The following is a 25,558-nucleotide window of genomic DNA, read 5'->3' on the forward strand; positions in this document are numbered from 1 at the left end:
CCTCGGTCACGAGGTCTCCTCGTCCTGGTCGCTACGGAAGTCGGCGGGGTCGGGCGCGCTCCAGCCGTTCTCGGCGGCGATCCGGAGGCCCAGCCGGGAGGTCGGTCCGGACGTGGGGCCCTCGTCGGCGCGCCCGTCCGGGAACCCGGCGAGCACCCGCTCGGCCTGCTGCCAGCTCACGACGCGGGCGCCGCGGGTCGGGGTGACCTCGTCGCCGGCGCGCAGGGCGTCGACGACCTCGCAGGCGCGCTGCGGCGTGGTCCGGTCGAAGAACTCCCAGTTGACCATCATCACCGGGGCCATGTCGCAGGCCGCGTTGCACTCGAGGTGCTCGAGCGTGACCATCCCGTCGTCGGTGGTCTCGTCGTTGCCGACCCCGAGGTGGCTCTGCAGCCGGGAGAAGACCTCGTCGCCGCCGAGCACCGCGCAGAGCGCCGTGGTGCAGACGCCGACGTGGTACTTCCCGACCGGCTTGCGCTTGTACATCGTGTAGAAGGTCGCGACCCCCGAGACGTCGGCGGTCGACAGCCCGAGCAGGTCGGCGCAGGCCTCGATCCCGGCCGGCGTCACCCGCCCCTCGACGCTCTGCACGAGGTGCAGCATCGGCAGCAGCGCAGACCGCGGCTGCGGGTAGCGCGCCGCGATCTGCAGCAGCTCCTCGCGCACGCCGTCGTCGATCAACGTCTCCGTCACCTCGTAGTCGAGGCTCGGCTCGTCGAAGTACGTCTTCATCTGGTGCTCGGGCGTGTGCTCCCCGTGCCGTCCGTCCGCGTCGGGACGCGGTTCCAGCAGCTCGCTCATCGGTCGACACCACCCATCACCGGGTCGAGCGACGCGACGGCGACGACCACGTCGGAGACCATCGCGCCCTCGCAGAGCGCGGGCATGGCCTGCAGGTTCGCGAAGCTCGGGTCACGGAAGTGCGCCCGGAACGGTCGCGTCCCGCCGTCGCTCACCACGTGCGCACCGAGCTCGCCGCGGGGCGACTCGACCGGCACGTACGCCTGCCCCGGCGGCACGCGGAAGCCCTCGGTGACGAGCTTGAAGTGGTGGATCAGCGCCTCCATGGACTGGCCCATGATGTGGCGGATGTGCTCGTTCGAGTTGCCCATGCCGTCGCTGCCGACGGCGAGCTGGGCGGGCCAGGCGATCTTGGGGTCGGCGATCATCACGGGCTGGCCCTCGGTGCGCTCGAGGCGCTCGACGCACTGCTCGACGATCTTGAGGCTCTCCCACATCTCGTTGACGCGGATGCGGAACCGCCCGTACGCGTCGGCGGTGTCCCAGGTCTGGACGTCGAAGTCGTACGTCTCGTAGCCGCAGTAGGGCTGCTTCTTGCGCAGGTCCCAGTCGTAGCCGGTGGCGCGCAGCGGCGGGCCGGTGACGCCGAGGGCCAGGCAGCCCGCGAGGTCGAGGTGCCCGACGCCGACGAGGCGGCCCTTGAAGATCGGGTTCTCGTTGCAGAAGGCGGCGTACTCGGGCAGGTGCTTGCGCATCCAGGCGACGAGGCCGCGGACCTTGTCGAGCCCGCCGACAGGCAGGTCCTGCGCGACGCCGCCCGGGCGGATGTACGCGTGGTTCATGCGCAGGCCGGTGATGGCCTCGAAGACGTCGAGGACCATCTCGCGCTCGCGGAAGCCGATGGTCATCACCGTCAGCGCGCCGATCTCCATGCCGCCGGTGGCGAGGCACACCAGGTGGGAGGAGATGCGGTTGAGCTCGAGCATCATCACGCGGATGACGCTGGCGCGCTCGGGGACCTGCTCCTCGATGTCGAGCAGCCGCTCCACGCCGAGGCAGTAGCTGGTCTCCTGGCTGAACGGGGACAGGTAGTCCATCCGCGTGCAGAAGGTGACGCCCTGGGTCCAGGAGCGGAACTCCATGTTCTTCTCGATGCCGGTGTGCAGGTAGCCGATGCCGCAGCGGGCCTCGGTGACCGACTCACCCTCCATCTCGAGGATCAGGCGTAGCACGCCGTGCGTCGACGGGTGCTGCGGACCCATGTTGACGACGATCCGCTCGTCGCCGCGCTCGGCCTGGTCGTCCGCGATCGTGTCCCAGTCCTGGCCCGTGACCGTGTAGACGTGGCCCTCGGCCGTGCCGGGCTCGCCGGCCGGTCCGGTGGCGAAGGGGTCTTCGCGGACGCCGTCGGGGTCGGCTGCCGGGTCGAACTGGGCCTTGCCCTCGGCGAAGGGTCCCGTGGTCGTGGTGCTCATGTGTAGCTCCTGCGCTGGTCCGGCGGCGGGACGGTCGCACCGTGGTACTCCACGTCGATGCCGCCGAGCGGGTAGTCCTTGCGCTGCGGGTGCCCCGGCCAGTCGTCGGGCATCAGGATGCGCGTCAGAGCGGGATGGCCGTCGAAGACGATCCCGAACATGTCGTACGTCTCCCGCTCGTGCCAGTCCGCGGCCGGGTAGGTCGCGACGATCGAGGGGATGTGCGGATCGCCGTCCGGGGCGCTGACCTCGAGGCGGATCCGGCGGTTGTAGGTCATCGACTGCAGGTGGTAGACCGCGTGCAGCTCACGGCCGGAGTCTGCCGGGTAGTGCACGCCGGACACGCTGCTGCAGAGCTCGAAGCGCAGGTGCGGGTCGTCGCGCAGGTGGCGCGCCAGCGTCGCCAGCTGGCCGCGGACGACGTGGAAGGTGATCTCGCCGCGGTGGACGACGACCTTCTCGATGACGTCCGACGTGCTCTTGGCCACGCCGCCGTTCGGGGGTCCAAGGGGGTCGTCCCCCTTGCTCGTGAAGTGGGCACCCATGCGCTCGTACGCCTCGTCCCACCAGCCGCCGAAGGGCTGCTGGGTCCCGCCCGGGAAGTCGATCGCCCGCGACAACCCGCCGTAGCCGGAGGTGTCGCCGGTGCCCTTGACCCCGAACATGCCGTGCTGGACCCGCAGGACCTCCGTCTCCGGCTCCACGGCGACGACGGCCTGCTCGGTCTCGGCCACGTCCTCGGCGGCGTCCGTCGAGGCGGTGCTGACCGCTGCCCCGGCGCCGGTCTGCGACCCCGCCGCGGTGCCGGCGTCGGGCTTCGACTCGCCCTCGGGGACGGCGCCCTTGACGGGGGCGTTCGCGTCGGACTCGCCGGTGACGCGCTCGGCCTGCGCGGCGTCGGACGCGGCCTTCGCGTTGTCCGCGTTCTGCCCCTCGCTCACCGGAGCAGGCCCTGGCGCTCGATGCTGGCCGGCCGCTCGAGCGCCAGCTGCTCGGCCTCCTGCGCGGCGAGCGTGGCGTGGTAGCCGATCGGGGTGTTGCGGACCTTGTCGCGCAGCTTGAACATCGCGTCGATCAGCATCTCCGGCCGCGGCGGGCAGCCGGGCAGGTACATGTCGACGGGCACGACGTGGTCGACGCCCTGGACGATCGCGTAGTTGTTGAACATCCCGCCCGTGCTGGCGCACACGCCCATCGCCAGGACCCACTTGGGGTTGGGCATCTGGTCGTAGATCTGGCGCAGGACCGGCGCCATCTTCTGGCTCACCCGGCCGGCGACGATCATCAGGTCGGCCTGGCGCGGCGACGCGCGGAAGACCTCCTGGCCCCAGCGGCCCGAGTCGTAGCGGGGTGCGCCGTACGTCATCATCTCGATCGCGCAGCAGGCCAGGCCGAACGTCGCCGGCCAGAACGAGGCGCTCCGCATGTAGCCGAAGATGTTCTCGACGCTGGTCAGCAGGACCCCGGTCGGCAGCTGCTCTTCGACACCCATGGCTACTTCTCTCCTGATACGGCGGACGCGGTGATCGTTCTGCGGTGCGCGCTCAATCCCATTCGAGGCCTCCGCGGCGGAGCACGTAGAAGTACGCGACGAAGACGGTGACGATGAAGAGCACCATCTCGACCAGCGCGAAGGTCCCCATGAGGTCGAAGCTCACGGCCCACGGGTAGAGGAAGACGATCTCGATGTCGAAGACGATGAAGAGCATCGCGGTGATGTAGTACTTCACCGGGAAGCGGCCGCCGCCGACGGGCTGGGGCGTCGGCTCGATGCCGCACTCGTACGAGTCGTACTTGGCCCGGTTGTAGCGCCCGGGGCCGACCAGGAGGCTCGTGACGACCGTCAAACCCACGAAGCCGGTGGCGATGATCAGCAGGATGACGATGCCCAGGTAGCCGCTCATCGGGTCGCCCCGGGGCTCGGGCACGGCGCAGCCACGCCAATGAGGGCGGTCAGAACGATCACGTTCTCCTCCTGCGCTGGAGTCTCCTGCGGGCGCTCGTGAATTCCTTCACGAAGTCCCGCGGCTCACTGTACGACGCTCGGCGCGAGGAGCGAACAGCGCCACGACTAGGCCAAACGCGATGAATTACGCAACGTCGGCGCTGCGGAAAGTTCTGCGGGCCCGGGGCGCAGGTGGGAGCGGCTGGCAGAATCGGGGCGTGGGCCGACCGTGAGCAACCATCCCGACCACGCCGACGTGCTCGTCGTCGGCGCCGGCCCGGCCGGGTCCGCCGCCGCAGCCTGGGCGGCGCGCCACGGTCTCGACGTGCTGCTGGCCGACGCGGCCGCGTTCCCCCGCGACAAGGCGTGCGGCGACGGCCTGACCCCGCGGGCCATGGCCGAGCTGGAGCGCCTCGGCCTGGCGGCCTGGGCGAGCGGACGGGTGACGAACCGGGGCCTGCGGGCCCACGGCTTCGGTCAGGTCCTCGAGCTGCCCTGGCCCGGCGGCCACCTGCCCGACCACGGCTCGGCCGTGCCGCGGACCGAGCTCGACGACCGCATCCGCCTCGTCGCCGACGCGTCCGGCGCCCGGATGCTCCTCGGGGCCCGCGCCGTGGACGTCGTCCGGCACGGCGAGCAGGTGACGGCGGTGCTCTTCGACACCGCGGAGGGCCGGGTCGAGGTCACCTGCCGCTGGCTGGTCGTCGCCGACGGCGTGCGCTCGCCGCTCGGGCGGATGCTGGGCCGGACCTGGCACCGCGAGACCGCGTACGGGGTCGCGGCCCGCGGCTACGCCGAGACCGGGCGCGACGACGACTGGATCTCCAGCCACCTCGAGCTCCGCGGCGAGCGGGGCGAACTGCTGTCCGGCTACGGCTGGATCTTTCCGCTCGGCGGCGGGCGCGTGAACGTCGGCGTGGGCACGCTCGCCACGGCGAAGCGGCCGGCCAACGTCTCGCTCAAGCCGCTCATGCGCTACTACGCCGACGGCCAGACGGAGCGGTTCGCGCTGACGAGCGAGGTCCGCGACCCCTCGTCGGCCCTGCTGCCGATGGGTGGTGCGGTGAGCGGCGTGTCCGGGCCGAACTGGCTCCTCATCGGCGACGCCGCCGCCTGCGTCAACCCGCTCAACGGCGAGGGCATCGACTACGGGCTCGAGACCGGCCGCTTCGCCGCCGACCTGATCGCGAGCGGCGACGAGGCGACGCAGGCCTGGCCCGCGCTGCTGCGCGAGCACTACGGCACGTCGTTCAGCATCGCCCGCCGGCTGGCCGGCCTCATCACCGTCCCCGGGCTCCTGGGCCGCCTCGGCCCGATCGGGATGCGTTCGCGGACACTGATGACGGTCGCGCTCCGCGTCATGGGCAACCTCGTGACCGAGGAGGACCGCGACGTCGTCGCCCGGGCCTGGCGCCTCGCCGGCCGGGCCAGCGTCGCCGTCGAGGGACGCCCGCCCTTCTCCTGAGCGGTCGCGCTCCCGCACCCCTCAACCTCCCGCAGCGCTTGCTCCGGCCCGACTACTCGTGCGAGAGTAGTCGCGTGTCCTCCATCCGGCTCTACATCCTCGACGCGCTCGCGCGCCGGGGTGACATGCACGGCCACCAGCTGCGGCTGCTGGCCGAGGAGGAGCACGTCCACCTCTGGACGGACATCTCGGTCGGCGCCCTCTACGGGGCGCTGAAGCGGCTCACCACCGAGGGGCTGCTCGCCGAGGTCCGCGTCGAGCGCGAGGGCAGCTATCCCGAGCGGCAGGTCTACGGCATCACCGACGCCGGTCGGACCGCGCTCGCCGAGCTGCACCGGGAGGGGCTCCATCAGGTCTCGTTCCGCCCCGACCCCTTCGACCTCGCGCTCAGCCGTCCGGACCCCGACCGGCTCGACGACCTGCCGTCCGCCCTCGAATCCCGGCTGGCCACCCTGCGGGCGCTGCTCGAGGCGACCGAGCGCCAGAACGTGCGGGCCCGCCCGTACCTCTCGCTCGGCGAGACCCACGCCCTGCTGCACCGCGAGCACCGGCTCCGCGCCGAGATCGCCTGGCACACCGACCTCGTCGCCGCCGTCGGCGACGTCATCGCGGACGAGAGGGTCCGGACGCTGACGCCCGACCCGCTCCCCACCGCTGCACCCGAAGACCCGAAGGACACCACCGATGACTGATCAGACCGCGACCCCGGTCGCCGCTCCGCCCGCGCACGGCGGGCCACCCTCCGTCGAGGTCCCCCGCCGCGCCTGGCAGGCGCTGGTCGTGCTGCTCGCGGGCATGTTCATCGCGCTGCTCGACACGACCATCGTCAACGTCGCGCTCCCGACCATCGAGACCAGCCTCGACGCCTCGGAGTCGACGCTGTCGTGGATCATCTCCGGCTACGCGCTCGCCTTCGGCCTCGCCCTCATCCCCGCCGGTCGGGTCGGGGACCGGATCGGCCACAAGTGGGTCTTCTTCACCGGCATCGCCCTGTTCACCCTGGCCAGCGCCGCCTGCGGGCTCGCCCAGTCCGACACGCAGCTCGTCGTGTTCCGCGTGGTCCAGGGCCTGGCCGGCGGCATCTTCGTGCCCGCCGTGACCGCGTTCATCCAGCTCCTCTTCCCCGGTCGGTCGCGGGGTCAGGCCTTCGCCATCATGGGTGCCGTCATCGGCGTCTCGTCCGCGCTCGGCCCGATCGTCGGCGGCCTGATCATCCAGGCCTTCGGCGAGACGAGCGGCTGGCGGCTGGTCTTCGGGGTCAACCTGCCGATCGGCGTGGCCACCCTCGTGGCCGCGGCGCTGCTGCTGCCGGCCAAGCACCCGGCCGACCCGGCGGGCAAGGCCGGGATCGACTGGGTCGGCCTGCTGCTGCTCACCGCCGGCCTGGTCGCCCTGCTCGTCCCCCTGATCGAGGGCCAGGACAAGGGCTGGCCGACGTGGACGTACGTCACGCTCGCCGGCGGAGCCGTCCTGCTCGTGGTCTTCGCCCTCTGGGAGATCGCGTACACCCGCCGCGGCGCGAGCCCGCTGGTCCCGCCGCACCTGTTCAGCCACGCGTCCTTCACCGGCGGCGTGATCCTGGCGCTCGTCTACTTCGCCGCGTTCACCAGCATCTTCTTCACCCTGTCGATCCTGTGGCAGACCGGCCTCGGGCACAGCGCCCTCGAGTCGGGCGTCGTGTCCATCCCCTTCGCGATCGGCAGCATCATCGCCTCGTCGCAGAGCAACAAGCTGGCCGAGCGCCTCGGTCGTACGGTCCTCGTGATCGGGGCCGGCCTGCTGAGCGTCGGGCTGATCTGGCTGTGGCTCGTGCTGCGGTCCAGCAACCCGGCCGGGCTGACCCACTGGGACCTGCTGCCGCCGCTGCTCATCGCGGGCCTCGGCAACGGCGCCTTCATTGCCCCGAACGCGCAGTTCATCATCGCCACCGTCGACCGCGCCGAGGCCGGCGCGGCGAGCGGTGTGGTCTCCACCGTCCAGCGCGTCGGCAGCGCCGTCGGGATCGCGATCATCGGCAGCGTGCTCTTCGGCTCGCTGGTGATCACCGGCCCGGACACGGTCGCCTCGGGCTTCACCACCGCCGCGGGGAACGCGATGGCCGTGAGCGCCGCGTTCAGCGTGGTCGCCCTGCTGCTCGTCTTCGCGCTGCCGAAGCGCACCGGGGGGCACGGCCCGGCCGCGCCGAAGCGCGCCGCAGTGGCTCAGGACGTGGCGCAGCCCACCGCCTGACCCGGCCCGACCCGAGAACGGGGAGGTTCTGACCGCGACTACGCGGTCGGAACCTCCCCGATCCGGTTCAGGTCCGCGGGGGTGTCGACGTCGAGCAGGGCACGGGGGTCCAGGACGACCCGGGCGGGTGGCGGGTCCAGCGACGCGAGGAGGCGGCGTACGGAGGCACCCGCTCCGAGGCTCGGCCCGGCCGCCTCGAGGACGCGACGCGCTCCGGCGGCGGTCCCGGCGAGCTGGAGCGGGAAGACCTGCCCGTCGTCCCCGTGGGCGACCACGAGGTCCGTCCCGACGAGGGCGTCCAGCAGGACCGGTACGGCCGCGCCCGCCCCCGGGGCGTCGCCCGGGAGGGTGCTCACCGTGTCGGCCCCCGCGACCAGCGCCGCGGCGAGTCCGGCCACCAGCGCCGCCGCCGGCCCACCGCCGGGTGGGTCCTCGCGGATGGACGAGACCGGCCGCCGGACGACCCGTTCGGGCCCGACGACGATCACCGGGAGGCCCGCGGGGACCGAGGCGAGGGTCGCGTCGAGCAGCGTTACGCCGTCGAGGTCGGTGACGAGCTTGTCGCTGCCGAACCGCCGGGACTCACCACCGGCCAGGACGACCACCCAGGTCCCGGGCACGAATCAGGGCAGCGCGGGGGCGAGCCGAGCCAGGGCGGGCCGGACCAACGCGGAGATCATCGGCGCGAGCTTGGCCTGCGCCTCCGCCCACTCGGCCTCGGGGTCGGAGCCGGCCACGATGCCGCAGCCGGCGTAGAGCCGGATCCGGCGCCGGTCGGTCTCGTCGAGGATCCCGCAGCGCAGCGCGATGGCCCACTCCCCCGCGCCCGTGGCATCGGTCCAGCCCACCGGGCCGGCGTAGCGCTCGCGGTCGAGGTGCTCCAGCGCGGCGATGCGCCCGCGGGCGACGTCGGTGGGGGTCCCGCAGACGGCGGCGCTGGGGTGCAGCGCGGCCGCCAGCCCGAGCGCGGTGACGCCCGGGGCGACGGCGGCGGTCACGTCGCTGGCCAGGTGCAGGACGTTCGGCAGCTCGAGGACGTACGGGTGCTCGGGGACGTTCAGCGCCGAGCAGAAGGGCTCGAGCGCCGCGGCCACGGAGGCGACCGCGTACTCGTGCTCCTCGAGGTCCTTGCTCGACCGCGAGAGGGCGTCCGCCCGGGCCAGGTCGGTGCGCCCGTCACCGGTGCGCTGGATGGTGCCGGCCAGTACGCGCGACGTCGCCAGGCCCGCCTCGAGCCGGATCAGCATCTCCGGCGTCGAGCCGACCAGACCGTCGACGAGGTAGGTCCAGCACCGGGGGTAGGTCTCGCTGAGCTGCCCCACGAGCCAGCGGGCGTCCAGGTCGGCGTCGGCGACCGCGACGAGGTCACGCGCGAGCACGACCTTGTCGAGCAGACCGGCACCGATGTCGCCGACGGCGCGGGAGACCGCGGCGCGCCACTGCTCGGGCGTCAGCGTGCCACCCTCGAAGCGCACGCCTGAGGGCGGCGGGGGCACGGACCCGGCCACGGGCGCAGGACGGCGCTCGTCCTCCTCCAGACCGATCTGGGTGAGCCAGGCCCGGCCGGCCCGGCGGCCGAGGACCGTGCGCGGCACGACCATGCCCGAGGGGACGGCCGTGTTGTCGGGGTCGAAGACGAAGCTGCCGAAGGCGACGAGACCGCTGCCCGGGATCGTCACGTCGAGGTCGGACTCGACGTCGCTCTGGGCGACGAGCGCGGTCCACCACTCCTCGGCGTCCTGCGGCCCGGCCGCCTTGTGGCGCACGACCTCGCCCCAGGCGACCATGCCGTCGCCGCCGCGCAGCCAGGCGACCGCGTCGGTCTCGGGCAGCATCGCGACGAGCGGTCCGGGGTCGGGCACCGTGACCGTCCGCACCCGCAGCCGCGGGGGGACCAGGGTCGCCCCGTCCAGGGGTGGACTGCTCACACCACAAATGTAGGTGGCTCCTAGGGTGGACCGTCGTGACGAGAACCCCGCTCCTGCGTGACTTCCGACGCACCCCCGGGTCGGGCCGGTGACCCTCGTCTCCACGGCCGACCTGCTGGCCGACGCGTACGCCCGCGGGACCGGTCTCGCGGCCCTCAACGTCATCACCCTCGAGCAGGCCGAGGGGACGGTGCTGGGGGCGGAGCAGGCCGGTCTGCCGGTCGTGCTGCAGGTCAGCCAGAACGCGGCCAAGTTCCACCTGGACGACCCGGCTCCGCTCGCCGCCGCGCTGCTCGTCCTCGCGAGGACCAGCCAGGTCGACGTGTCGCTGCACCTCGACCACGTGACCCGCGTCGACCTGCTGCACCGCACGGCCGAGTGCGGCTTCAGCTCGGTGATGTTCGACGCCGGGCCGCTGCCGTACGAGGAGAACGTCGCGGCCACCCGTGACGCCACGACGTGGGCGCACGAGCACGGCCTGCTGATCGAGGCCGAGCTGGGCTACGTGGGCGGCAAGGCCAGTCAGGTGGAGAGCGCCCACGGCACTGGCGTCCGCACCGACCCCGACCAGGCCGCCGAGTACGTCGGCGCCACCGGCGTGGACGCGCTCGCGGTCGCCGTCGGCAGCCGCCACGCGATGACCACCGCCGACGCCGAGCTCGACCTCGACCTGGTCGCCCGGCTGCGCGCCGCCGTCGACGTCCCGCTGGTGCTGCACGGGTCCTCCGGCGTCCCGCAGCCGACGATCGCCGCCGCGGTGGTCGCCGGGATGACCAAGGTCAACATCGGGACGATCACCACCGTCGCCTTCACGCAGGCGATCCGCCAGCACCTGGCCGACGTGCCGAAGGTGACCGACCCGCGGCAGTACCTGACCCCGGCCCGCAAGGCCGTCAGCGCCGTCGTCGCCGAGCTGGTGTCGACCGTCGCCCTCGCGGGCACCCGCTCCTCCTGATCCACGACCCCACCAGAAGAGAAGAGGCTCGTCCCGTGCGCGGTGTCTACCTGCCCGGCCACTCCGACGTCGACATCAAGCAGGTCCCCGACCCCGTCCCCGGACCCGGTCAGGTGCTGCTGGCCATGAAGGCGTCGACCATCTGCGGCTCCGACATCCGCGCCATCTACCGCGAGCACCTCCAGGGCGACCCGGCCGAGATGTACCAGGACGTCGTGGCCGGGCACGAGCCCGCCGGCGAGGTCGTCGCGGTCGGCCCCGACCCGGTCCGGCTGAAGGTCGGCGACCGGGTCTGCGTCTACCACATCAGCGGCTGCGGCCAGTGCGACGACTGCGTGCGCGGCTACCAGATCAGCTGCTCCTCCCCGAAGCGCGCCGCGTACGGGTGGCAGCGCGACGGCGGCCACGCCGACCTGATCCTCACCGAGGAGCGCGACTGCGTCGTGCTGCCCGACTTCGTGACGTTCCTCGACGGCGCCTGCGTCGCCTGCGGCTTCGGCACCGCGTACGAGGGCCTGATCCGCGCCAACGTGAGCGGCCGGGACAGCCTCGCCGTCGTCGGTCTCGGGCCCGTCGGTCTCGCGGCCGGCCTGCTCGGCGGCAAGCTCGGCGCCACCCCGCGCATCGGCATCGACCCCAGCCCCGAGCGACGCGAGCTCGCCCTCGAGCTCGGCGCGGTCGACGCCGCGTACGCCCCCGACCGGGCCGCCGACGCGCTGGACGTCCTCGGGGCCGGCGCGCACGTCGCCATCGACTGCTCCGGCAGCGGTCCCGGCCGGGCCACCGCGATCAGCCTCCTTCGCGCCCGGGGCCGCATGGTCCTGGTCGGCGAGGGCAACGGCCTCACCGTCGACGAGGTCAGCCCGACCCTCATCCACCCCTCGATCACGATCATCGGCTCGTGGGTCACCAGCCTCGAGCACATGCGCGAGCTGGTCGAGCGCCTGCCGGTGTGGAACCTCCACCCCGAGGTCATCGTCACCGACCGCTTCGGGATCGACGACGCGGACGCCGCGTACAAGCTGGCGGCGCAGGGACGGGCCGGCAAGGTCGCGCTCGTCCCCTGAGCCTGGTCCGACCCAGAACGGGTCGACCTGTGCACCGACATCGGTGCACAGGTCGAGCCGTTGCTGCGTGAGGGACTAGCGCTTGCGCTGCTTGGCCGTCGTGGCCTGGGCCTCGCGCTCGCGCTTCTGCAGGTCGAGCTGCCGCTGGGCGTCCTGCTGCCGGGCGCGCATCGAGTCGGCGTCGAAGGAGTTGAAGAGCACCACCGCCGTGATCGCCTCGATGGCGAGCGACCAGAGCGGGGAGAAGCCGAGCAGCATCGGCGCGGTCGCCAGCAGGCAGACGTCGAAGCCGCGGAACAGGTTGGTGACCAGCCCCGGGGGCAGCGCCCCCGCCTGGGTGGAGACCATCGGCTTGCTGAAGTCGACGCCCTTGGCCTGGGTCCAGCGGATGGCGGCCAGCAGACCGGCGCCCGCGGTGGCCACGGCCATCAGCGACGCGGTGCCCAGCGGGCGCTCGGCGCCGCCGGTGGCCACGCCGGCGAAGGCGGGGGCGACGAGCACGGCCCAGACCGCCGCCAGGATGGCGGGGGCGGTGACCATGGACATCTTGATCTGCGCCATCGAGAAGGGCAGGCACCGCGCGAGGCCGCCCGAGCGCGTGAGGACGCGCAGCCCGTTCAGCATCGGCACGATCGCCCCGAAGAGGGCCAACGCACCGAACACCGGGGTGACGGCGCTGAGGCCGAGGGCCTCCGAGGCGTACGGCACGACGAGCGTCCCGGCCCAGCCGATCAGGGGCTGCGGGAAACGTCGCAGCCGCTGCCACTCGCGCCAGGTCAGGGCCTGCAGCCCCTCGCCGCGACCCCGCTTCGGCGTCACGTGGCCGATCTCCATGGTCCGGCGCTGCACGACGATGTCGCGGGCCAGGCCGATGTCGAGGGCGAAGAACGCGCCCGAGATGCCCCGGACCAGCGAACCGCCGCTGACCAGCCGCGTACGACGGATCGACGCGAGCCGCGAGACGGCCAGCCCGCCGGCGACGAGCAGGACGACGAGCGCGAGCGCGGCGACGGCGCCGCCGATCTCGGTGCCCAGGCTGGTGGTGAGGGAGAAGGTCAGCCGGTCGGCAGCCACCCCGACCACTCCGAGGAGGGCGACCACGGCCAGGACGCCGAACACGAACGAGGCGGCCCGGCTGAGCTTGTGACGTTCGCGCCCCTGCTGCGCGGCCGCGGCGGCGACCGCGGCGGAGGCGGCGACGCCGGTGGCGACGGCCCAGACGGCCGCCTCGACCGCGGGCGACCCGGTCAGCAGGGACACGAGCCCGCCGATCAGCGCGCCGCCGACGAAGGACCCGACCAGCGCGGCCACGAGCCGGGACCGCAGCAGGCGGGAGCGCGAGATCGGGGCGTCGAGCAGCCAGAACCCCTCGGCCGCCGAGGCGAGCACGGGCCCGAACAGCCGGGCGACGGCCAGCGCGGTCGCGACCGCGGCGAGCACCGCGGCCCAGGGCAGCAGCGCCCGCGCGGAGAGGCAGGAGGCGCTGTCGCAGCCGGCCACGACGCGCTGCGCCTTGAGGATGACGTTGACCGTCATCGCGCCGATCATCAGCGCGGCGATGACGGCGACGTACGCGTCGCTGAGCGCCTGCCCCAGGTTGCGGGTGGCGCGGCCGCGGCGCCAGTCCTTCATCAGCCCGCGCAGCTCGCGGGTCGACGCCGTCGGCAGGACGGGGGGCTCGGGCAGGTCGGGCCCGTCGTTCTCGTCGAGCTCGGTGGAGCTCATCCGCGCGGGGCCCCGAGCGTGACCGTGCGGGTCGCGACGCTCTCGACCAGGGTGGGCTCGTGGCTGGCGAAGACGATCGCCAGGCCCTGCTGCCGCTCGGCCTGGAGCCGGCGCGAGAGCCAGCCGACACCTTCGACGTCGAGGCGCTGCTCGGGCTCGTCGAGGATCAGCAGCCGGCGGGGACGGACGAAGGCGGTCGCGAGCGCGAGGCGCCGGCGCTGGCCGGAGGACAGGGTCCCGGGGAGCTGGCCCGACTGGGGGACCAGCTGCACCTCCTCGAGCACCTCGTCGACCTGGGCGTCCGGGTCGGTGATCCCGTGGGCCCGGGCCAGCAGGTCGAGGTGCTCGACCACCGACAGGTCGGGGAAGAAGTCGAGGTCGTCGATGACCGTCGCGACGTCGCGGCGGACCTGGGGGTCCGTCTCGGACATCGGGTTGCCGCAGACCTCGATGGTGCCCTCGTCGGGCCGGTCGGCCCCGACCAGGCAGCGCAGCAGCGTCGACTTGCCCGCACCGTTGCGCCCGGTCAGCGCGATCGCCTCCCCGGCCCGGACCTCGAGGTTGAACTTGTCGAAGATCGTGTTGGGTCCGAAGGCACGGCGCAGGCCGGTCACCTTGAGCACGGTCGCGCGTTTGGCCACCGGAGAAGTGTGCCTCAGTGCAGCCAGACCAATCTTTGTCGACGCGGCCGCCGAACTGTTCCCGACGAGCCCGACCGACGGTCACCGGCCGTTCGAGCTCGGGGGAGGTCGTCAGGCATGTCAGCCGTGCTTTTCGCGCCCGCAACCCACGCGTTCCGCCTCCGGCCGGGGTACGGTCGCCGCGTGAATCTGTACGTCGCCGCTGACGGACCGGAGCCTTCCGGTCCTTCGGCGCGCGCTGCAGAGACCCCCGCGGTGCCGGACCGGGCACAGGAGGCGGCCGACCTCGCCGAGCTCGTGCACCGGGTGTCCCGCGGTGATGCAGAGGCCTTCGCCCGCCTCTACGACGCGACCTCGACCCGCACGTACGGCGTCATCTGGCGCGTGCTGCGCTCGGCCGACCACGCCGCCGAGGTGACGCAGGAGGTCTACACCGAGGTGTGGCGCCAGGCGACGCGCTTCGAGTCGACCAAGGGGTCGGTGACGGCCTGGATCACGACGATGGCCCATCGCCGTGCGGTGGACCGCGTACGTTCGGTGACGAGCGAGGTGGCCCGGGACGAGCACTACGCCAGGGCGGAGCCCGGCCGCGAGGTCGACCACGTCTGGGAAGGCGTGTCGGAGCGGCTCGACGCCGAGCGCGTCCGCAAGGGCCTCGAGGCGCTGACCCCGATCCAGCGGGAGGCGCTGACGCTCGCGTACTTCGGCGGTTACACCCAGAGCCAGGTCGCGGAACGGCTCAAGCTGCCCCTCGGGACGGTCAAGACCCGGATCCGTGACGGCCTCATCAGTCTGCGCAACGTGTTGGAGGTGGAGTCGTGAGCGAGATCCACGACGACGCCGCCGCGTACGCGCTCGACGCCCTCGACGCGACCGAGCGCGAGGCGTTCGAGGCCCACCGGTCCGGCTGCGCGGATTGCACCGCCGAGGTCGCCGAGCTCAGCGAGACCGCGTCGTTCCTCGTCCTGTCGTCGGCGGCCCCGCCGCTGCCGCCGTCGTTGCGCGCCTCCGTCCTCGCCGGCATCGCCGACGTCGAGCAGCTGCCGCCGCTCCCGGGCCGCCCCCGGCGCGCCCTCGCCTCGGTCGATCCCGTCGAGGTCGACGACCCGCCCGTGGTCGCGGACACCGCCGCGAGCCCGCTCGTCGACGAGCTCGCCCTGCGTCGGGTGAGCCGTCGGGCCCGCGTCCTCTCGGTCCTCGTGGCGGCGGTCACGGTCGTCGCCCTCGCGCTGGGCGGGGTGGCCATCTCGCTCGTGCGCCAGGCGCAGCAGCCCCAGGTCGCCGAGCCCCAGGTCACGCAGACGCCGCAGCCCCCGCAGGTCGACCCGGCGCTCCTCGCCGCGCCGGACGCGCGGATCCGTCGGACCAAGCTGATCGACGGCACCGAGGTGTCCTTCGTGGTGTCCAAGGAGCAGAACCGCGCGGCGTTCGTCAGCGCCGACCTCCCGTCGCCCGGCGCCGGGAACGAGTACCACCTGTGGACGCTGAAGGGCGACACCGTCGTCCGGCCCGACGCCACGCTGCCGGGCGGGACCAACCAGGTCCAGCTCTTCACCGGCCCGGTCTCCGACTCGACCGCGCTCGCCATCAACATCGAGCCCACCGGCACGGCGCCGCAGGCACCCACGACGGAGGTGCTCGGCGCCGTCACGATCTGACGCCTGCTCCCTCCTCCGACCGCCCGGGCACGACTCGCCCCGTTCTGTCGGAGCCCCGTGCCAGAGTTCCTCCCATGGTCGACGACGCAGGCGCTACCCCGGCTCGGGCCGGTGCCCGGGCCACCCTGGCCAAACGGCGTACGGACGTCTCCTCGATGTTCGACGACGTGGCCGCGCGCTACGACCTGGCCAACGACGTGCTGTCCCTCGGGCAGGACCGGGCGTGGCGTCGTGCGGTCCTCGAGGCGGTCGACGCCCGGCCCGGCGAACGGGTGCTGGATCTGGCGGCCGGCACCGGGACGTCGAGCGAGCCGTTCGCCCTCGCCGGCGCCACCGTGGTCCCGACCGACCTCTCGCTCGGCATGCTCCGCGTGGGCAAGCAGCGCCGACCCGCCCTGTCGTTCGTGGCCGCCGACGCGCTGCAGCTGCCGTACGGCGACGGCGTCTTCGACGCGGTGACCATCTCCTTCGGGCTGCGCAACGTCGAGGACACCCAGGCGGCGCTGACCGAGATGCGGCGGGTGACCCGACCGGGCGGCCGGCTCGTGGTCTGCGAGTTCTCCGCCCCGACGTGGGCCCCGTTCCGCCGGGTCTACACCGAGTACCTGATGGCGGCCCTGCCCCGGATCGCCTCCGTCGTGTCGTCCAACCCGGCGGCGTACCACTACCTGGCGGAGTCGATCCGCGCGTGGCCCGACCAGGCCGGGCTCGCCGGACGGATCACGACCGCCGGCTGGCGAGACGTCGCCTGGCGCAACCTCTCGGGCGGGATCGTCGCCCTGCACCGGGCGGTGCGATGACCACCTGCGCCCCGCTGCCGCTCGCCCCGGACCGGACGGACGGCGCGTCGGCCCCGACCACCCCGCCCGCCCCGAGCCGGGCCCTCGTCCTCGACGCCTGGGCGGCGCGCAGCTGCCCGGTCAAGACCCAGCACCGCTTCGACCCGCACGTCCCCGCGCGCGTGGTGGTGCCCGCCGCGCCCGACGACCCGCTCGCCCTCCGCGCCGAGGCCGCCCGGCGGCACGAGGCCGTGGTGCTGGAGCGGCTCATCGCCCGGTGCACGGGCCGGGTCGTCGACCTGAGGCTGCTCGCGGCGGACGGGCCCGAGGTCCAGGCGGCCGCCACCCGGTCGGCGCTCGCCGACGGCGTGGACGTGGTGGTGGGGGGCGTCCTGCCGCTCGACCTCGCCGGGCACCGCAGCGGCGCGCCCGACCTGCTCGTCCGGGGCGCCGACGGTCCCGACGGCCACCCGACCTACCACCCGGTCCTGGTCGTCTGGCACAAGGTGCTGACCGCCACCACCACCACCCCGGCCGAGGAGGGCGCCGAGGTCCCCGGGCTGCCCTGGACGTCCTTCGCGCGGCCCTCGCCGGTCGAGCTCCGGCGCCGGCCCGGTCTGGCCCTGCGGCTCCGCTCCGAGGAACGCGACCTGCGCCAGCTGGCGCACCACCACCGGCTCCTGCAGGCGGCGGGCTTCGGCGCCGCGACCGCGTGGGGCGGGCTCGTCGGCACGGACCCCCCGACCGGCAGGGACGACACGGACCCGACGGTGTCGTGGTGCGACCTCGAGGAGCCGTTGCTGCGGACCTACGACCCGGACGTCGCCGGCGGCTACCGCCTGGAGAGCGCGCTCGAGCGCTACGACGCCGCCTTCGCCCGGCGGCTGGCGGTCGCCGAGGCCGCACGCCGCGGCGAGCCGCTCCTCGAGCCGGTCGTCGTCCGCGAGTGCCCGACCTGCGCCTGGTGGCCGACGTGCCGCGCGCGCCTCGACGACGACGACGTCAGCCTGCGCATCGACCGCGGCGCCCTCGACCGGACCGAGGTCGAGGCGCTCCGCGACCTCGGCACGGGGACCGTCACCACGCTCGCCGGTGCCGACCTCGACGCCCTGCTCCCGGCGTACCTGGAGCGCGTCCCCCGCCGCAGCCACGCCGAGTCCCGTGTGCGGACCGCCGCCCGGCGCGCGCGGCTGCTCGTGGGCGGGGTGCCCTTCGTCCGTGAGACGTCGGGGCCGATCGACGTGCGCGGGGCCGGCGTCGAGGTCGACCTCGACATCGAGAGCTCGGCCGAGGGCCGCGTCTACCTGTGGGGGTTCTGGGTCGAGCGGCCAGGACACGCCGGTGCGGCCCCGGCGGCGGAGGGCGAGTACGTGGCGTTCGCCGCGTTCCGCGACCTGGACGAGCAGGCGGAGACCGCCCTGGCCGTGGAGGCGTTCACCTGGCTGCTGGCGCTGGTCGAGGCCGAGGGCCCGGACGGCGTGGCGGTCTACCACTACAGCGGGTACGAGCCGACCCAGATCGACGCCCTCGCGCGACGTTCCGGCGATCCCGTCCTCGCCTGGGCCTCGGCGTACGCGCGGGAGGGCTTCGTCGACCTGCTCGACGTCGTCAAGGAGCACTGGTTCGGCGTGAGCGGGCTGGGTCTCAAGCTCGTCGCGGCGCACGCCGGGTTCGCCTGGCGCGACGACGACCCGGGCGGCCTCAACTCGCAGCGCTGGTTCGCCGACGCCGTGCACGGTCCGGACCCCGAGATCCGGGCCGTGGCGGAGGCGCGGGTGCTCGCGTACAACGAGGACGACGTCCTCGCCACGCGGCACGTCCGGGCCTGGCTGCGCGACCAGACCTAGCCGCCTCTGCGCTCGTCGGGAGGGATGCCTAGCCCGTCCAGGGCGGCGCGACGCCCCACCCCCACCGCGGGACGGGGGCGTGCTCGGCGACGGCGGCCCCCGGCTGCGAGTTCGCCATGGCCAGGCGGGTGCCCCACTCGACGTAGGCGAGCAGGGCCGAGCGGAACTCCGGGTCCGACGGCAGGTCGGCGTCGTCCGCCGCCAGGCTCATCAGCGACACGAAGCGGTGGCGCTGCTCCGGGGTGATGCCGAGCCCGCGGTGGTGGGCGAGCATCGCCTCGTAGCCGCCGCGCTCGCCCGTGTACGTATCCGGACCGCCGAAGACCTCGACCCACCAGTCGGTCACGTGCTCCCGGTGCTCGGCGGTGACGCCGCCCGGGAAGAAGGGGGCGAGCAGCTCGTCGGCCTCCACCCGGTCGTAGAACGCCTCGATCAGGGCGCGGAGAGCGGGCGGGCCGCCGGCCCACTGGACCAGCGTCGGCTCAGCCATACCAGCATGATTACACCGTTACAACCGACGCGCCAGGTCTTCGTCCGGCAGGAACGGGCTCGCGCGCTAGCCGACGAGACCGCGGAGCGCCTCGTCGAGCTCCCGCCCGCGCGAACGGTCGAGCCGGACCTCGACCAGCTCGATCCCGGCGGGCGGCACCGCCAACGCGTGGCGTAGGTCCTCGGCCGTGGTGACCAGGCGGTACGGCAGTCCCGCGGCCTGCGCCAGCCCCTCGAGCCGGACGCCCTGCGGCGTCGCGAACACGCGCTCGAAGGACCGCGCGTGGGCCGGGGCGCCCTGCTCGAGGGTGGTGAAGATGCTGCCGCCGTCGTCGTTCACCACGACGAGGCGGACGTCCGGCCGGGGCTCGAGCGGACCGACCACGAGACCCGAGGCGTCGTGCAGCAGGGTCAGGTCGCCGAGCAGCGCGGTGACCGGGGACCCCGAGCCCCAGGCGATCCCGACGGCCGTGGACACGAGGCCGTCGATGCCCGCGAGGCCCCGGTTGGCGTAGACCGGGGGGCCTTCGGGCCCGACCGGCGCGAGGTCGAGGTCGCGAACCGGGTTGGACGAGCCGACCAGCAGCGCGTCGGACTCCCCGAGCGACGCCAGCACGACCTGCGCGACCTCGGGACCGGTGAGGCCCGGCCACCCGGCCAGCAGCGCGTCCAGGCGGGCGCGGGTCGACTCCTCGGCCGTCCGCCAGCGGGCGAACCAGTCCCGCTCGACGGCGCCCGGGACCGGCAGGGCGACGTCGTCGGTCACGGTCGTCGCGGAACGCCCCGGGTCGGGCCAGTCCGCGTACGGGGTCACGACGACGAGCTCCACGTCGGTCCGCGCGAGCAGCCAGCTCACCGGGCGCGACAGGGTGGGGTGGCCGACGACGACGACGCGCTCGACGTCGGCGGCCAGGCCCGTGAGCAGGAGGCGGTAGGTGCTGAACGCGGCCGGCCCGGACCGGGCGTTGCTCGACGCCTCGCCCAGCAGCGGCACCGAGGCCTCGGCCGCGCGGGCCGCCCAGGTCCGGCCGAGCACGGGCGGCGCGTCGCCGACGACGACGACCGTGCGCAGCCCGGGGTCCAGCGTGAGCGGCGCCGACGGGCCCGCCGGGCGCACGTCGGTCAGCACGACCTCCGGCAGCGGGCCCTCGAGGGCGTCCGGGTCGGGCACGAGCGGGTCGTCCAGCTCGACGTCGAGGTGCACGGGCCCGGGCAGCCGGCTCCGTACGCCGGTGGCGGCGGCGAGCAGACGGCCGACCTCGTACGCGGCGCTCCCCGCCTCCGCGACCGTCGCGCTCCCGCGGACGTGGCTCGTGAACAGCCCCTGCTGGTGGGTCGTCTGGTTGGCGCCGGTCCAACGCAGCGCGGCCGGCCGGTCGGCGCTGACGACGACGAGCGGGACGTGGCTGTGCCAGGCCTCGAGGACGGCGGGGTGGAGGTTGGCCACGGCGGTGCCCGAGGTGGTGACGACCGCGACCGGGCGGCCCGAGGCCTTCGCCAGGCCGAGCGCGAGGAACCCCGCCCCCCGCTCGTCGATGCGGACGTGCAGCCGCAGCGCACCGCGCCGGTCGGCCGCCCACAGCACCAGCGCGAGCGGAGCGCTGCGGGAGCCCGGCGCGAGGACGACCTCGCGCACGCCGCCGGCCAGGAGCGCGGCGACCAGGGTGCCGGCCAGCGCGCCCGCGTCAGGCACGGGCCGCCTCCGACGTCAGGGCCCGGGTCTGCGCCAGCCGGTCCCGCCAGGCGTGCGCGTCCTCGGGGGTCATCGCGGACGCGGCGAGCCGCTCCTCGTCGACGACGACCGGCCGGACCGGGAGCATCCCGCCGACCGGGCGCAACGGCTCGGTCACCACGTCGTCGGCCAGCAGCCCGATGGTGCCCAGGCCGCACGCGTACGGGAGGTCGGGCAGCGCGGCGGCCAGCGCCACCCCGGCCGCCAGGCCCACCGAGGTCTCCACGGCGCTCGACACGACCACGGGCAGCCCGATCCGTTCCGCGACCTCGAGGGCCGCCCGCACCCCGCCGAGCGGCGCGACTTTCAGCACCGCGACGTCGGCGGCGTCGAGCGCGACGACCCGGTAGGGGTCCTCGGCCCGGCGGATGGACTCGTCGGCGGCGACCAGGACGGGGCGGCCGGCGCGGGCGAGCCGGACCCGGAGCGCGGCCAGGTCCTCCACGGCCAGGCACGGCTGCTCGACGTACTCGAGGTCGAAGCGGTCGAGGGCTCGAACGGCACGTTCGGCTGCCTCGAGGTCCCAGGCGCCGTTGGCGTCGACCCGGAGGTGGCCGTCGGCACCGAGAGCGTCCCGCACCGCCTCGCAGCGGGCGAGGTCATCGGTCAGCGTCTGGCCGCGTTCGGCGACCTTGACCTTGGCCGTGGCGCAGCCGGAGGCGGCGACGATCGCGTACGCCTGCTCGGGCCCGACCGCCGGCACGGTGCAGTTGACCGGTACCTCGCTGCGGACCGCGTGGGGCCAGCCCTGTTCCGCCGCCTCGTCCGCGGCGCGCAGCCAGGGCACCAGCTCCGCGCCGGCGTAGTCCAGGAACGGGCTCCACTCGGCCCACCCCGCGGGCCCACGCCACAGCAGCCCCTGGCGCTGCGTCAGCCCGCGGAACCGCACCGGCATCGCCAGGCTGTACCCGCGCACCTCGCCGGATGCCGTCGGGTCGGTGGGCGCGCTCGTCACGACGTGGAGTCTCCCCCATCCCCCACGACCTAGGCTGGTTCGGTGAGCCCGGGCAGCACGACGACGCTGCTGCGCGCGGTCGAGGAGGCCGATCTCGCGGCCGCTGTGGGCGCCGCGCTCGACGGTGGCGCCCCCGTCGCGCCGCTGCCCCCCGAGCCCGTCGAACGGGCCCGTGCGCTCCAGGCGCTCCGGCTGGCCGAGCCCGCCGACGCCGACGCCGCGGTCGTCGTGCTGAGCTCCGGCTCCACGGCCGAGCCCAAGGCGGTCGTGCTGTCCGCCGCCGCGATCCGCGCGGGAGCGGAGGCGACCCACGCCCGGCTCGGCGGCCCCGGCCACTGGCTCCTGCCGCTGCCGGCCCACCACGTCGCCGGGCTGATGGTCCTGGCCCGCGCACACCTGGCCGGCTCGTCCGTCGTGCACCTGGAACGCGACCTGTCCGACCTGGTCGGCCGCGACCTGCCGAGCGGGCGCCGGTACCTGTCCGTCGTCCCGACCCAGCTCGTCCGCGCGCTGGAACGGCCCGCGCTCGTCGACGCCCTGGCTTCGCTGGACGCCGTCCTCGTCGGCGGCGGCGCTGTCGACCCCACGGTCCTGGAACGGGCCCGGGCCGCCGGCGTCCGGTGCGTCACCACGTACGGGATGAGCGAGACCTGCGGCGGGTGCGTCTACGACGGCGTCCCCCTCGACGGCGTCGACGTGCGGGTGGAGGGCGACGACCCCGACGGCGGACGGGTCTCGATCGCCGGACCGGTCCTGTTCTCCGGCTACCGCGGCCGGCCCGACCTGACGGCGGAGGCGCTCGTGGACGGTCGGCTCCGCACCGCCGACCGAGCCCGCTGGGATCGCTCCGACGTGACCGCACGCCTGCGGGTGCTCGGCCGGACCGACGACGTCGTGGTCAGCGGTGGTCACAACGTCGACCTCGCCGCCGTGGAGGCCCGGGCCCGCGCCTGGCCGGACCTGGGCACCGCCGAGCTCGCCGTCGTCGGCGTCCCGCACCCGCAGTGGGGCGTCGAGGTGGTCGCCGTCGTCGACACCGGTCTCGACACCGGTGCGACGTCGACCGGGCTCCGGAGCTGGGTGCGCGCCGAGCTGCCCTCGTACGCGGCCCCGCGCCGACTCGTCGTCCTCGACCGCCTGCCCCGCACAGGCAGCGGCAAGGTCGACCGCCGGCGGCTGCAGACCGACCTGATCGAGGAAGAGGACGCACGATGACCGCGCACGCAGACCAGACCCCCGCCGCCCGCGCCACCGCGGGGCAGTGGCTGGAGGGTGCGCGTCCCCGGACCCTGCCCGCCGCCGTGGCGCCGGTCGCCGCCGCCACGGGCCTCGCCGCGTTCGAGGGCGGGGCACGACCGGTCGCCGCCGTGCTCGCCCTCGTGGTCGCCCTCGCCCTGCAGGTCGGGGTCAACTTCGCCAACGACTACTCCGACGGCATCCGCGGCACCGACGCCGACCGCGTCGGCCCGCTCCGCCTGGTCGGTTCCGGGCTGGCACGACCCGCCGCCGTCCGCGCCGCGGCCTTCGCCTCCTTCGGCGTCGCCGCGGTCGCCGGCCTCGTGCTGGTCGTGCTCACCGGGCACTGGTGGCTCCTGGCCGTCGGTGCCGCGTCGGTGCTGGCCGCCTGGTACTACACCGGCGGCCGGCGCCCGTACGGCTACCGCGGACTCGGCGAGGCGTTCGTCTTCGTGTTCTTCGGGCTGGTGGCCGTGTGCGGGACGGGCTACGTCCAGACCGGGCGCATCAGCGTCGCCCTGGTCCTGACCGGTGTGTGGGTCGGCGCGCTGACGACCGCGATCCTCGTGGCCAACAACCTCCGCGACCTGCGCGGCGACGCCGCGACGGGCAAGCTCACCCTGGCCACCCGCCTGGGCGACCGGCGCACGCGCTCCTTCTACGTCGCCCTCGTGGCCGTGGGCGCCCTCGGGCTCGGCGGCGTCGCGGCGCTCACGACGCCCTGGGCCCTGGTCGGGCTGCTGCCGCTGCTGCTCCTGGTCCGGCCCTGCCGCGCGGTCCTGGCCGGGGCCGTGGGCCGCGACCTCATCGGCGTCCTCAAGGCGACCGGGAGCGCGGAGCTCCTGGCCGCCGTGCTCAGCGCGCTGGCCCTCGTCCTCGCCTGACCTCGACACCGGCCCGGAGCGGCTCTCCGTACGGCCTCAGCCCCACGCTGACACCGGTGTCGCGGGGATGCTGAGACGTTTCTGCGCTTCCTCAAGTTTTCCCGGGCAACCTCAGGAGAGTTGAAGCGTCAAGCCTTTCCGTTGAGGAAAGGCTGGGAGAAGACCGCACTTGTCTGAGCAGAGCCTGAAGGTTGAAGTCTCAATGTTGTGGATGTCAGCACAGGGCTGGCAGACCCCGAGGAGACACCCCCGATGAGCACCTTCTTCGAGCTTCCGCAGGACGCCGACACCGACGAGACCGACGAGGTCGTCGCCCCGGTGGCCCCGGTCGCCGCTCCGGAGACCGAGTCGGACGCATCCCTCTCGCGCTACCTGCACCAGCACCTCGCCGACATCGAGGCCCTGCCGACCTACCGCCCGCGCATCGGCGTCATCATCCCGGCCTACAACGAGGCCGAGTCGATCGAGGACGTGCTGCGCGGCCTGCTGGCCCAGACCCGGCTCCCCGACGAGATCCACCTGATCGTCAACAACACCAAGGACGAGACCTTCGCGCTGGCCGCCCCCTTCGCCGGCCTGCACAAGGGCCCGAAGGTCGCCAAGGGCCAGAAGCGCCAGCGCACCGAGGTCTTCGTGCACGACATCGGCCAGAACCCGGACAAGAAGGTCGGCGCCCTCAACTACGGCTTCGCCCTGATCCAGGACGCGGACTACCTGCTCGGCGTCGACGGCGACACGGTGCTCGCGCCGAACGCGGTCGAGAAGCTCGAGCAGGAGATCGTCTCCGACACCCGGATCGGCGGCATCTCGGCGATCTACTCGATCGACGACACCAACCTCAAGGGCCTCGTCGCCAAGCTGCTCATCGCCGGCCAGCGCACCCAGTTCGCGGCCTTCAACATGCAGAACATGCTCCGCGGCCGGAACATGGCCGTCCTCGGCGGGCAGTGCTCGATCTTCTCGATGAAGGCCCTCCGCGCGGTCATGGCCGAGAACCACCAGAAGACCCCCTGGGTCAACGACTCCGAGGTGGAGGACTCGCTGCTCAGCCTGCAGATCAAGTCGGCCGGCTACCTCACCAAGATCTCCGCCCAGGCCCGCGCCGACGTCGGCGGGATGACCACGGTCCGCTCGCTCGACGGCCAGCAGGTCAAGTGGAACTACGGCGCCATCGACCTGATGTGGCCGGGCCAGCGGGGCGACACGAAGGGCCAGCCCTTCCACCCGAACCTGCGGCTCCGCTGGGCCGAGAACTTCGGCATGGCGACGAACATCTTCACCCGCATCGCCTTCCTCGTCCTGCTCGTCTTCTCGCTCAGCATCCACGCCTTCGTCTTCTCGCCGATCTGGCTGATCCCGCCGGTCGTCGCGATCCTGCTGAACGTCCGCATCGCCTTCTCCATGAAGAACCGCAACGCCCGCGACGTCCTCTTCGCCGCGACCGGCGTCCCCGCCGAGATCTACATGTGGCTGCGCGCCGGCCACTTCGTCCGGGCCTGGGCCAAGTTCCTCTCCCGCGTCAAGGTCGACAACTGGGCCGAGCAGGCCAAGGCCGAGCGCGGCTCGGGCAACTCGCACCTCATGCCGCTGATCGTCCTCGCCGTCTCGTTCCTGGTCCTCGGCTACACCTGGTTCCAGCTGCCGGTCCTGATCCAGACCTCGATCCTGTGGCTCGGCTGGCCCGCCCTCTACGTCGTCACGATCGCCCAGACGGTGGTCATGCTCGGCAAGCTCTTCCGCCGCGAGCGCGGCTACAAGGTCTGAGCCCCCCCTCCCTGGGCTCAGTAAGAGCCGCCCGCATCTCCGC

The 25,558-nt window shown here is 73.7% G+C and carries 24 protein-coding genes; 12 read left to right on the forward strand and 12 right to left on the reverse strand.

Going from position 1 to position 25,558, the window contains the following annotated elements; translation table 11 throughout:
- Positions 1–6 precede the first annotated feature (6 nt).
- The 5 genes from nuoE to FHX39_RS18310 form a co-directional block, all read right to left on the reverse strand.
- On the reverse strand, positions 7–732 hold the full coding sequence (gene nuoE, locus FHX39_RS18290; protein ID WP_183342005.1) for an NADH-quinone oxidoreductase subunit NuoE: 726 nt from the start codon (positions 730–732) through the stop codon (positions 7–9).
- Positions 733–797: 65 nt separating this feature from the next.
- Positions 798–2,216 carry an NADH-quinone oxidoreductase subunit D gene (locus FHX39_RS18295; RefSeq protein ID WP_183341858.1) on the reverse strand — a complete coding sequence of 473 codons (1,419 nt, stop codon included), beginning with the start codon at positions 2,214–2,216 and terminating at the stop codon, positions 798–800.
- Entirely contained in the window at positions 2,213–2,950 is a 738-nt protein-coding gene (locus FHX39_RS18300; RefSeq protein WP_183342007.1) for an NADH-quinone oxidoreductase subunit C, read from the reverse strand. The genes FHX39_RS18295 and FHX39_RS18300 overlap by 4 nt, the downstream gene beginning before the upstream one ends.
- A 203-nt stretch (positions 2,951–3,153) precedes the next feature.
- On the reverse strand, positions 3,154–3,708 hold the full coding sequence (locus FHX39_RS18305) for a NuoB/complex I 20 kDa subunit family protein (RefSeq protein ID WP_183341860.1): 555 nt from the start codon (positions 3,706–3,708) through the stop codon (positions 3,154–3,156).
- 52 nt (positions 3,709–3,760) lie between these two features.
- Complete coding sequence (locus tag FHX39_RS18310) at positions 3,761–4,120, reverse strand: NADH-quinone oxidoreductase subunit A (RefSeq protein ID WP_183342009.1); 360 nt, start codon at positions 4,118–4,120, stop codon at positions 3,761–3,763.
- A 270-nt stretch (positions 4,121–4,390) separates the two neighbouring features.
- On the opposite strand from FHX39_RS18310, the gene FHX39_RS18315 reads away from it, so the two are divergent.
- From FHX39_RS18315 to FHX39_RS18325, 3 genes are all read left to right on the forward strand, one after another.
- Positions 4,391–5,626 (forward strand): geranylgeranyl reductase family protein, encoded by a 1,236-nt coding sequence (locus tag FHX39_RS18315; RefSeq protein ID WP_183341863.1) that lies wholly within the window; start codon positions 4,391–4,393, stop codon positions 5,624–5,626.
- Positions 5,627–5,700: 74 nt separating this feature from the next.
- The gene (locus FHX39_RS18320) at positions 5,701–6,318 is read left to right on the forward strand and encodes a PadR family transcriptional regulator (RefSeq protein WP_198424016.1); all 618 of its coding nucleotides are present in this window, start codon (positions 5,701–5,703) and stop codon (positions 6,316–6,318) included.
- Positions 6,311–7,855: an MFS transporter gene (locus tag FHX39_RS18325; RefSeq protein WP_183341865.1), complete on the forward strand. Its 1,545-nt coding sequence runs from the start codon at positions 6,311–6,313 to the stop codon at positions 7,853–7,855. Before FHX39_RS18320 ends, FHX39_RS18325 begins: the two co-directional genes overlap by 8 nt.
- Positions 7,856–7,893: 38 nt before the next feature.
- Here the strand turns inward: FHX39_RS18325 and mobA are convergent, their stop codons facing one another.
- On the reverse strand, positions 7,894–8,475 hold the full coding sequence (gene mobA / locus FHX39_RS18330) for a molybdenum cofactor guanylyltransferase (protein ID WP_183341867.1): 582 nt from the start codon (positions 8,473–8,475) through the stop codon (positions 7,894–7,896).
- A gap of 3 nt (positions 8,476–8,478) precedes the next feature.
- Complete coding sequence (locus tag FHX39_RS18335; RefSeq protein WP_332836971.1) at positions 8,479–9,783, reverse strand: isochorismate synthase; 1,305 nt, start codon at positions 9,781–9,783, stop codon at positions 8,479–8,481.
- 88 nt (positions 9,784–9,871) lie between these two features.
- Between FHX39_RS18335 and FHX39_RS18340 the strand changes: the two genes are divergently transcribed.
- Together FHX39_RS18340 and FHX39_RS18345 are read left to right on the forward strand one after the other, a co-directional pair.
- Positions 9,872–10,738 carry a class II fructose-bisphosphate aldolase gene (locus FHX39_RS18340; protein ID WP_183341869.1) on the forward strand — a complete coding sequence of 289 codons (867 nt, stop codon included), beginning with the start codon at positions 9,872–9,874 and terminating at the stop codon, positions 10,736–10,738.
- 35 nt (positions 10,739–10,773) lie between these two features.
- Entirely contained in the window at positions 10,774–11,805 is a 1,032-nt protein-coding gene (locus FHX39_RS18345) for a zinc-dependent alcohol dehydrogenase family protein (protein WP_183341871.1), read from the forward strand.
- A gap of 75 nt (positions 11,806–11,880) precedes the next feature.
- Here the strand turns inward: FHX39_RS18345 and FHX39_RS18350 are convergent, their stop codons facing one another.
- Complete coding sequence (locus tag FHX39_RS18350; protein WP_183341873.1) at positions 11,881–13,530, reverse strand: DUF6297 family protein; 1,650 nt, start codon at positions 13,528–13,530, stop codon at positions 11,881–11,883.
- Positions 13,527–14,171, reverse strand: coding sequence for an ABC transporter ATP-binding protein (locus FHX39_RS18355; protein ID WP_183341875.1), 645 nt, complete (start codon positions 14,169–14,171; stop codon positions 13,527–13,529). The genes FHX39_RS18350 and FHX39_RS18355 overlap by 4 nt, the downstream gene beginning before the upstream one ends.
- A gap of 255 nt (positions 14,172–14,426) precedes the next feature.
- Here FHX39_RS18355 and sigK point away from each other — a divergent pair, with 255 nt between their 5' ends.
- The 4 genes from sigK to FHX39_RS18375 all read left to right on the forward strand — a co-directional run bounded on the left by sigK (position 14,427) and on the right by FHX39_RS18375 (position 18,455).
- Complete coding sequence (gene sigK / locus FHX39_RS18360; protein ID WP_332836972.1) at positions 14,427–14,993, forward strand: ECF RNA polymerase sigma factor SigK; 567 nt, start codon at positions 14,427–14,429, stop codon at positions 14,991–14,993.
- On the forward strand, positions 14,990–15,829 hold the full coding sequence (locus FHX39_RS18365) for an anti-sigma factor (RefSeq protein ID WP_183341879.1): 840 nt from the start codon (positions 14,990–14,992) through the stop codon (positions 15,827–15,829). The genes sigK and FHX39_RS18365 overlap by 4 nt, the downstream gene beginning before the upstream one ends.
- Before the next feature lie 74 nt (positions 15,830–15,903).
- Positions 15,904–16,629, forward strand: coding sequence for a demethylmenaquinone methyltransferase (locus FHX39_RS18370; protein WP_183341881.1), 726 nt, complete (start codon positions 15,904–15,906; stop codon positions 16,627–16,629).
- Positions 16,626–18,455 (forward strand): TM0106 family RecB-like putative nuclease, encoded by a 1,830-nt coding sequence (locus FHX39_RS18375; protein WP_183341883.1) that lies wholly within the window; start codon positions 16,626–16,628, stop codon positions 18,453–18,455. Before FHX39_RS18370 ends, FHX39_RS18375 begins: the two co-directional genes overlap by 4 nt.
- Positions 18,456–18,483: 28 nt before the next feature.
- Here FHX39_RS18375 and FHX39_RS18380 read toward each other — a convergent pair whose 3' ends face one another.
- The 3 genes from FHX39_RS18380 to FHX39_RS18390 all read right to left on the reverse strand — a co-directional run bounded on the left by FHX39_RS18380 (position 18,484) and on the right by FHX39_RS18390 (position 21,631).
- Positions 18,484–18,945 carry a group II truncated hemoglobin gene (locus FHX39_RS18380; protein WP_183341885.1) on the reverse strand — a complete coding sequence of 154 codons (462 nt, stop codon included), beginning with the start codon at positions 18,943–18,945 and terminating at the stop codon, positions 18,484–18,486.
- A gap of 66 nt (positions 18,946–19,011) precedes the next feature.
- On the reverse strand, positions 19,012–20,637 hold the full coding sequence (gene menD / locus FHX39_RS18385) for a 2-succinyl-5-enolpyruvyl-6-hydroxy-3-cyclohexene-1-carboxylic-acid synthase (protein ID WP_183341887.1): 1,626 nt from the start codon (positions 20,635–20,637) through the stop codon (positions 19,012–19,014).
- Entirely contained in the window at positions 20,630–21,631 is a 1,002-nt protein-coding gene (locus tag FHX39_RS18390; RefSeq protein WP_183341889.1) for an o-succinylbenzoate synthase, read from the reverse strand. Before FHX39_RS18390 ends, menD begins: the two co-directional genes overlap by 8 nt.
- 42 nt (positions 21,632–21,673) lie before the next feature.
- Here FHX39_RS18390 and FHX39_RS18395 point away from each other — a divergent pair, with 42 nt between their 5' ends.
- The 3 genes from FHX39_RS18395 to FHX39_RS18405 all read left to right on the forward strand — a co-directional run bounded on the left by FHX39_RS18395 (position 21,674) and on the right by FHX39_RS18405 (position 25,515).
- Positions 21,674–22,846, forward strand: a complete 1,173-nt coding sequence (locus FHX39_RS18395) for an AMP-binding protein (RefSeq protein WP_332836973.1) — start codon at positions 21,674–21,676, stop codon at positions 22,844–22,846.
- Positions 22,843–23,751 carry a 1,4-dihydroxy-2-naphthoate polyprenyltransferase gene (locus FHX39_RS18400; protein ID WP_183341891.1) on the forward strand — a complete coding sequence of 303 codons (909 nt, stop codon included), beginning with the start codon at positions 22,843–22,845 and terminating at the stop codon, positions 23,749–23,751. Before FHX39_RS18395 ends, FHX39_RS18400 begins: the two co-directional genes overlap by 4 nt.
- Positions 23,752–24,003: 252 nt before the next feature.
- Entirely contained in the window at positions 24,004–25,515 is a 1,512-nt protein-coding gene (locus tag FHX39_RS18405; RefSeq protein WP_183341893.1) for a glycosyltransferase family 2 protein, read from the forward strand.
- Positions 25,516–25,558: the final 43 nt, after the last annotated feature.

The organism is Microlunatus antarcticus, from assembly GCF_014193425.1.
Classification (GTDB): Bacteria; Actinomycetota; Actinomycetes; order Propionibacteriales; family Propionibacteriaceae; genus Microlunatus; species Microlunatus antarcticus.

Coding starts and splice junctions, on each gene's coding strand:
- nuoE (WP_183342005.1), bottom strand. CDS start 732: ATGAAGACGTACTTCGACGAGCCGAGCCTCGACTACGAGGTGACGGAG.
- FHX39_RS18295 (WP_183341858.1), bottom strand. CDS start 2,216: ATGAGCACCACGACCACGGGACCCTTCGCCGAGGGCAAGGCCCAGTTC.
- FHX39_RS18305 (WP_183341860.1), bottom strand. CDS start 3,708: ATGGGTGTCGAAGAGCAGCTGCCGACCGGGGTCCTGCTGACCAGCGTC.
- FHX39_RS18310 (WP_183342009.1), bottom strand. CDS start 4,120: ATGAGCGGCTACCTGGGCATCGTCATCCTGCTGATCATCGCCACCGGC.
- FHX39_RS18325 (WP_183341865.1), top strand. CDS start 6,311: ATGACTGATCAGACCGCGACCCCGGTCGCCGCTCCGCCCGCGCACGGC.
- FHX39_RS18350 (WP_183341873.1), bottom strand. CDS start 13,530: ATGAGCTCCACCGAGCTCGACGAGAACGACGGGCCCGACCTGCCCGAG.
- FHX39_RS18370 (WP_183341881.1), top strand. CDS start 15,904: ATGGTCGACGACGCAGGCGCTACCCCGGCTCGGGCCGGTGCCCGGGCC.
- FHX39_RS18375 (WP_183341883.1), top strand. CDS start 16,626: ATGACCACCTGCGCCCCGCTGCCGCTCGCCCCGGACCGGACGGACGGC.
- FHX39_RS18380 (WP_183341885.1), bottom strand. CDS start 18,945: ATGGCTGAGCCGACGCTGGTCCAGTGGGCCGGCGGCCCGCCCGCTCTC.
- FHX39_RS18400 (WP_183341891.1), top strand. CDS start 22,843: ATGACCGCGCACGCAGACCAGACCCCCGCCGCCCGCGCCACCGCGGGG.
- FHX39_RS18405 (WP_183341893.1), top strand. CDS start 24,004: ATGAGCACCTTCTTCGAGCTTCCGCAGGACGCCGACACCGACGAGACC.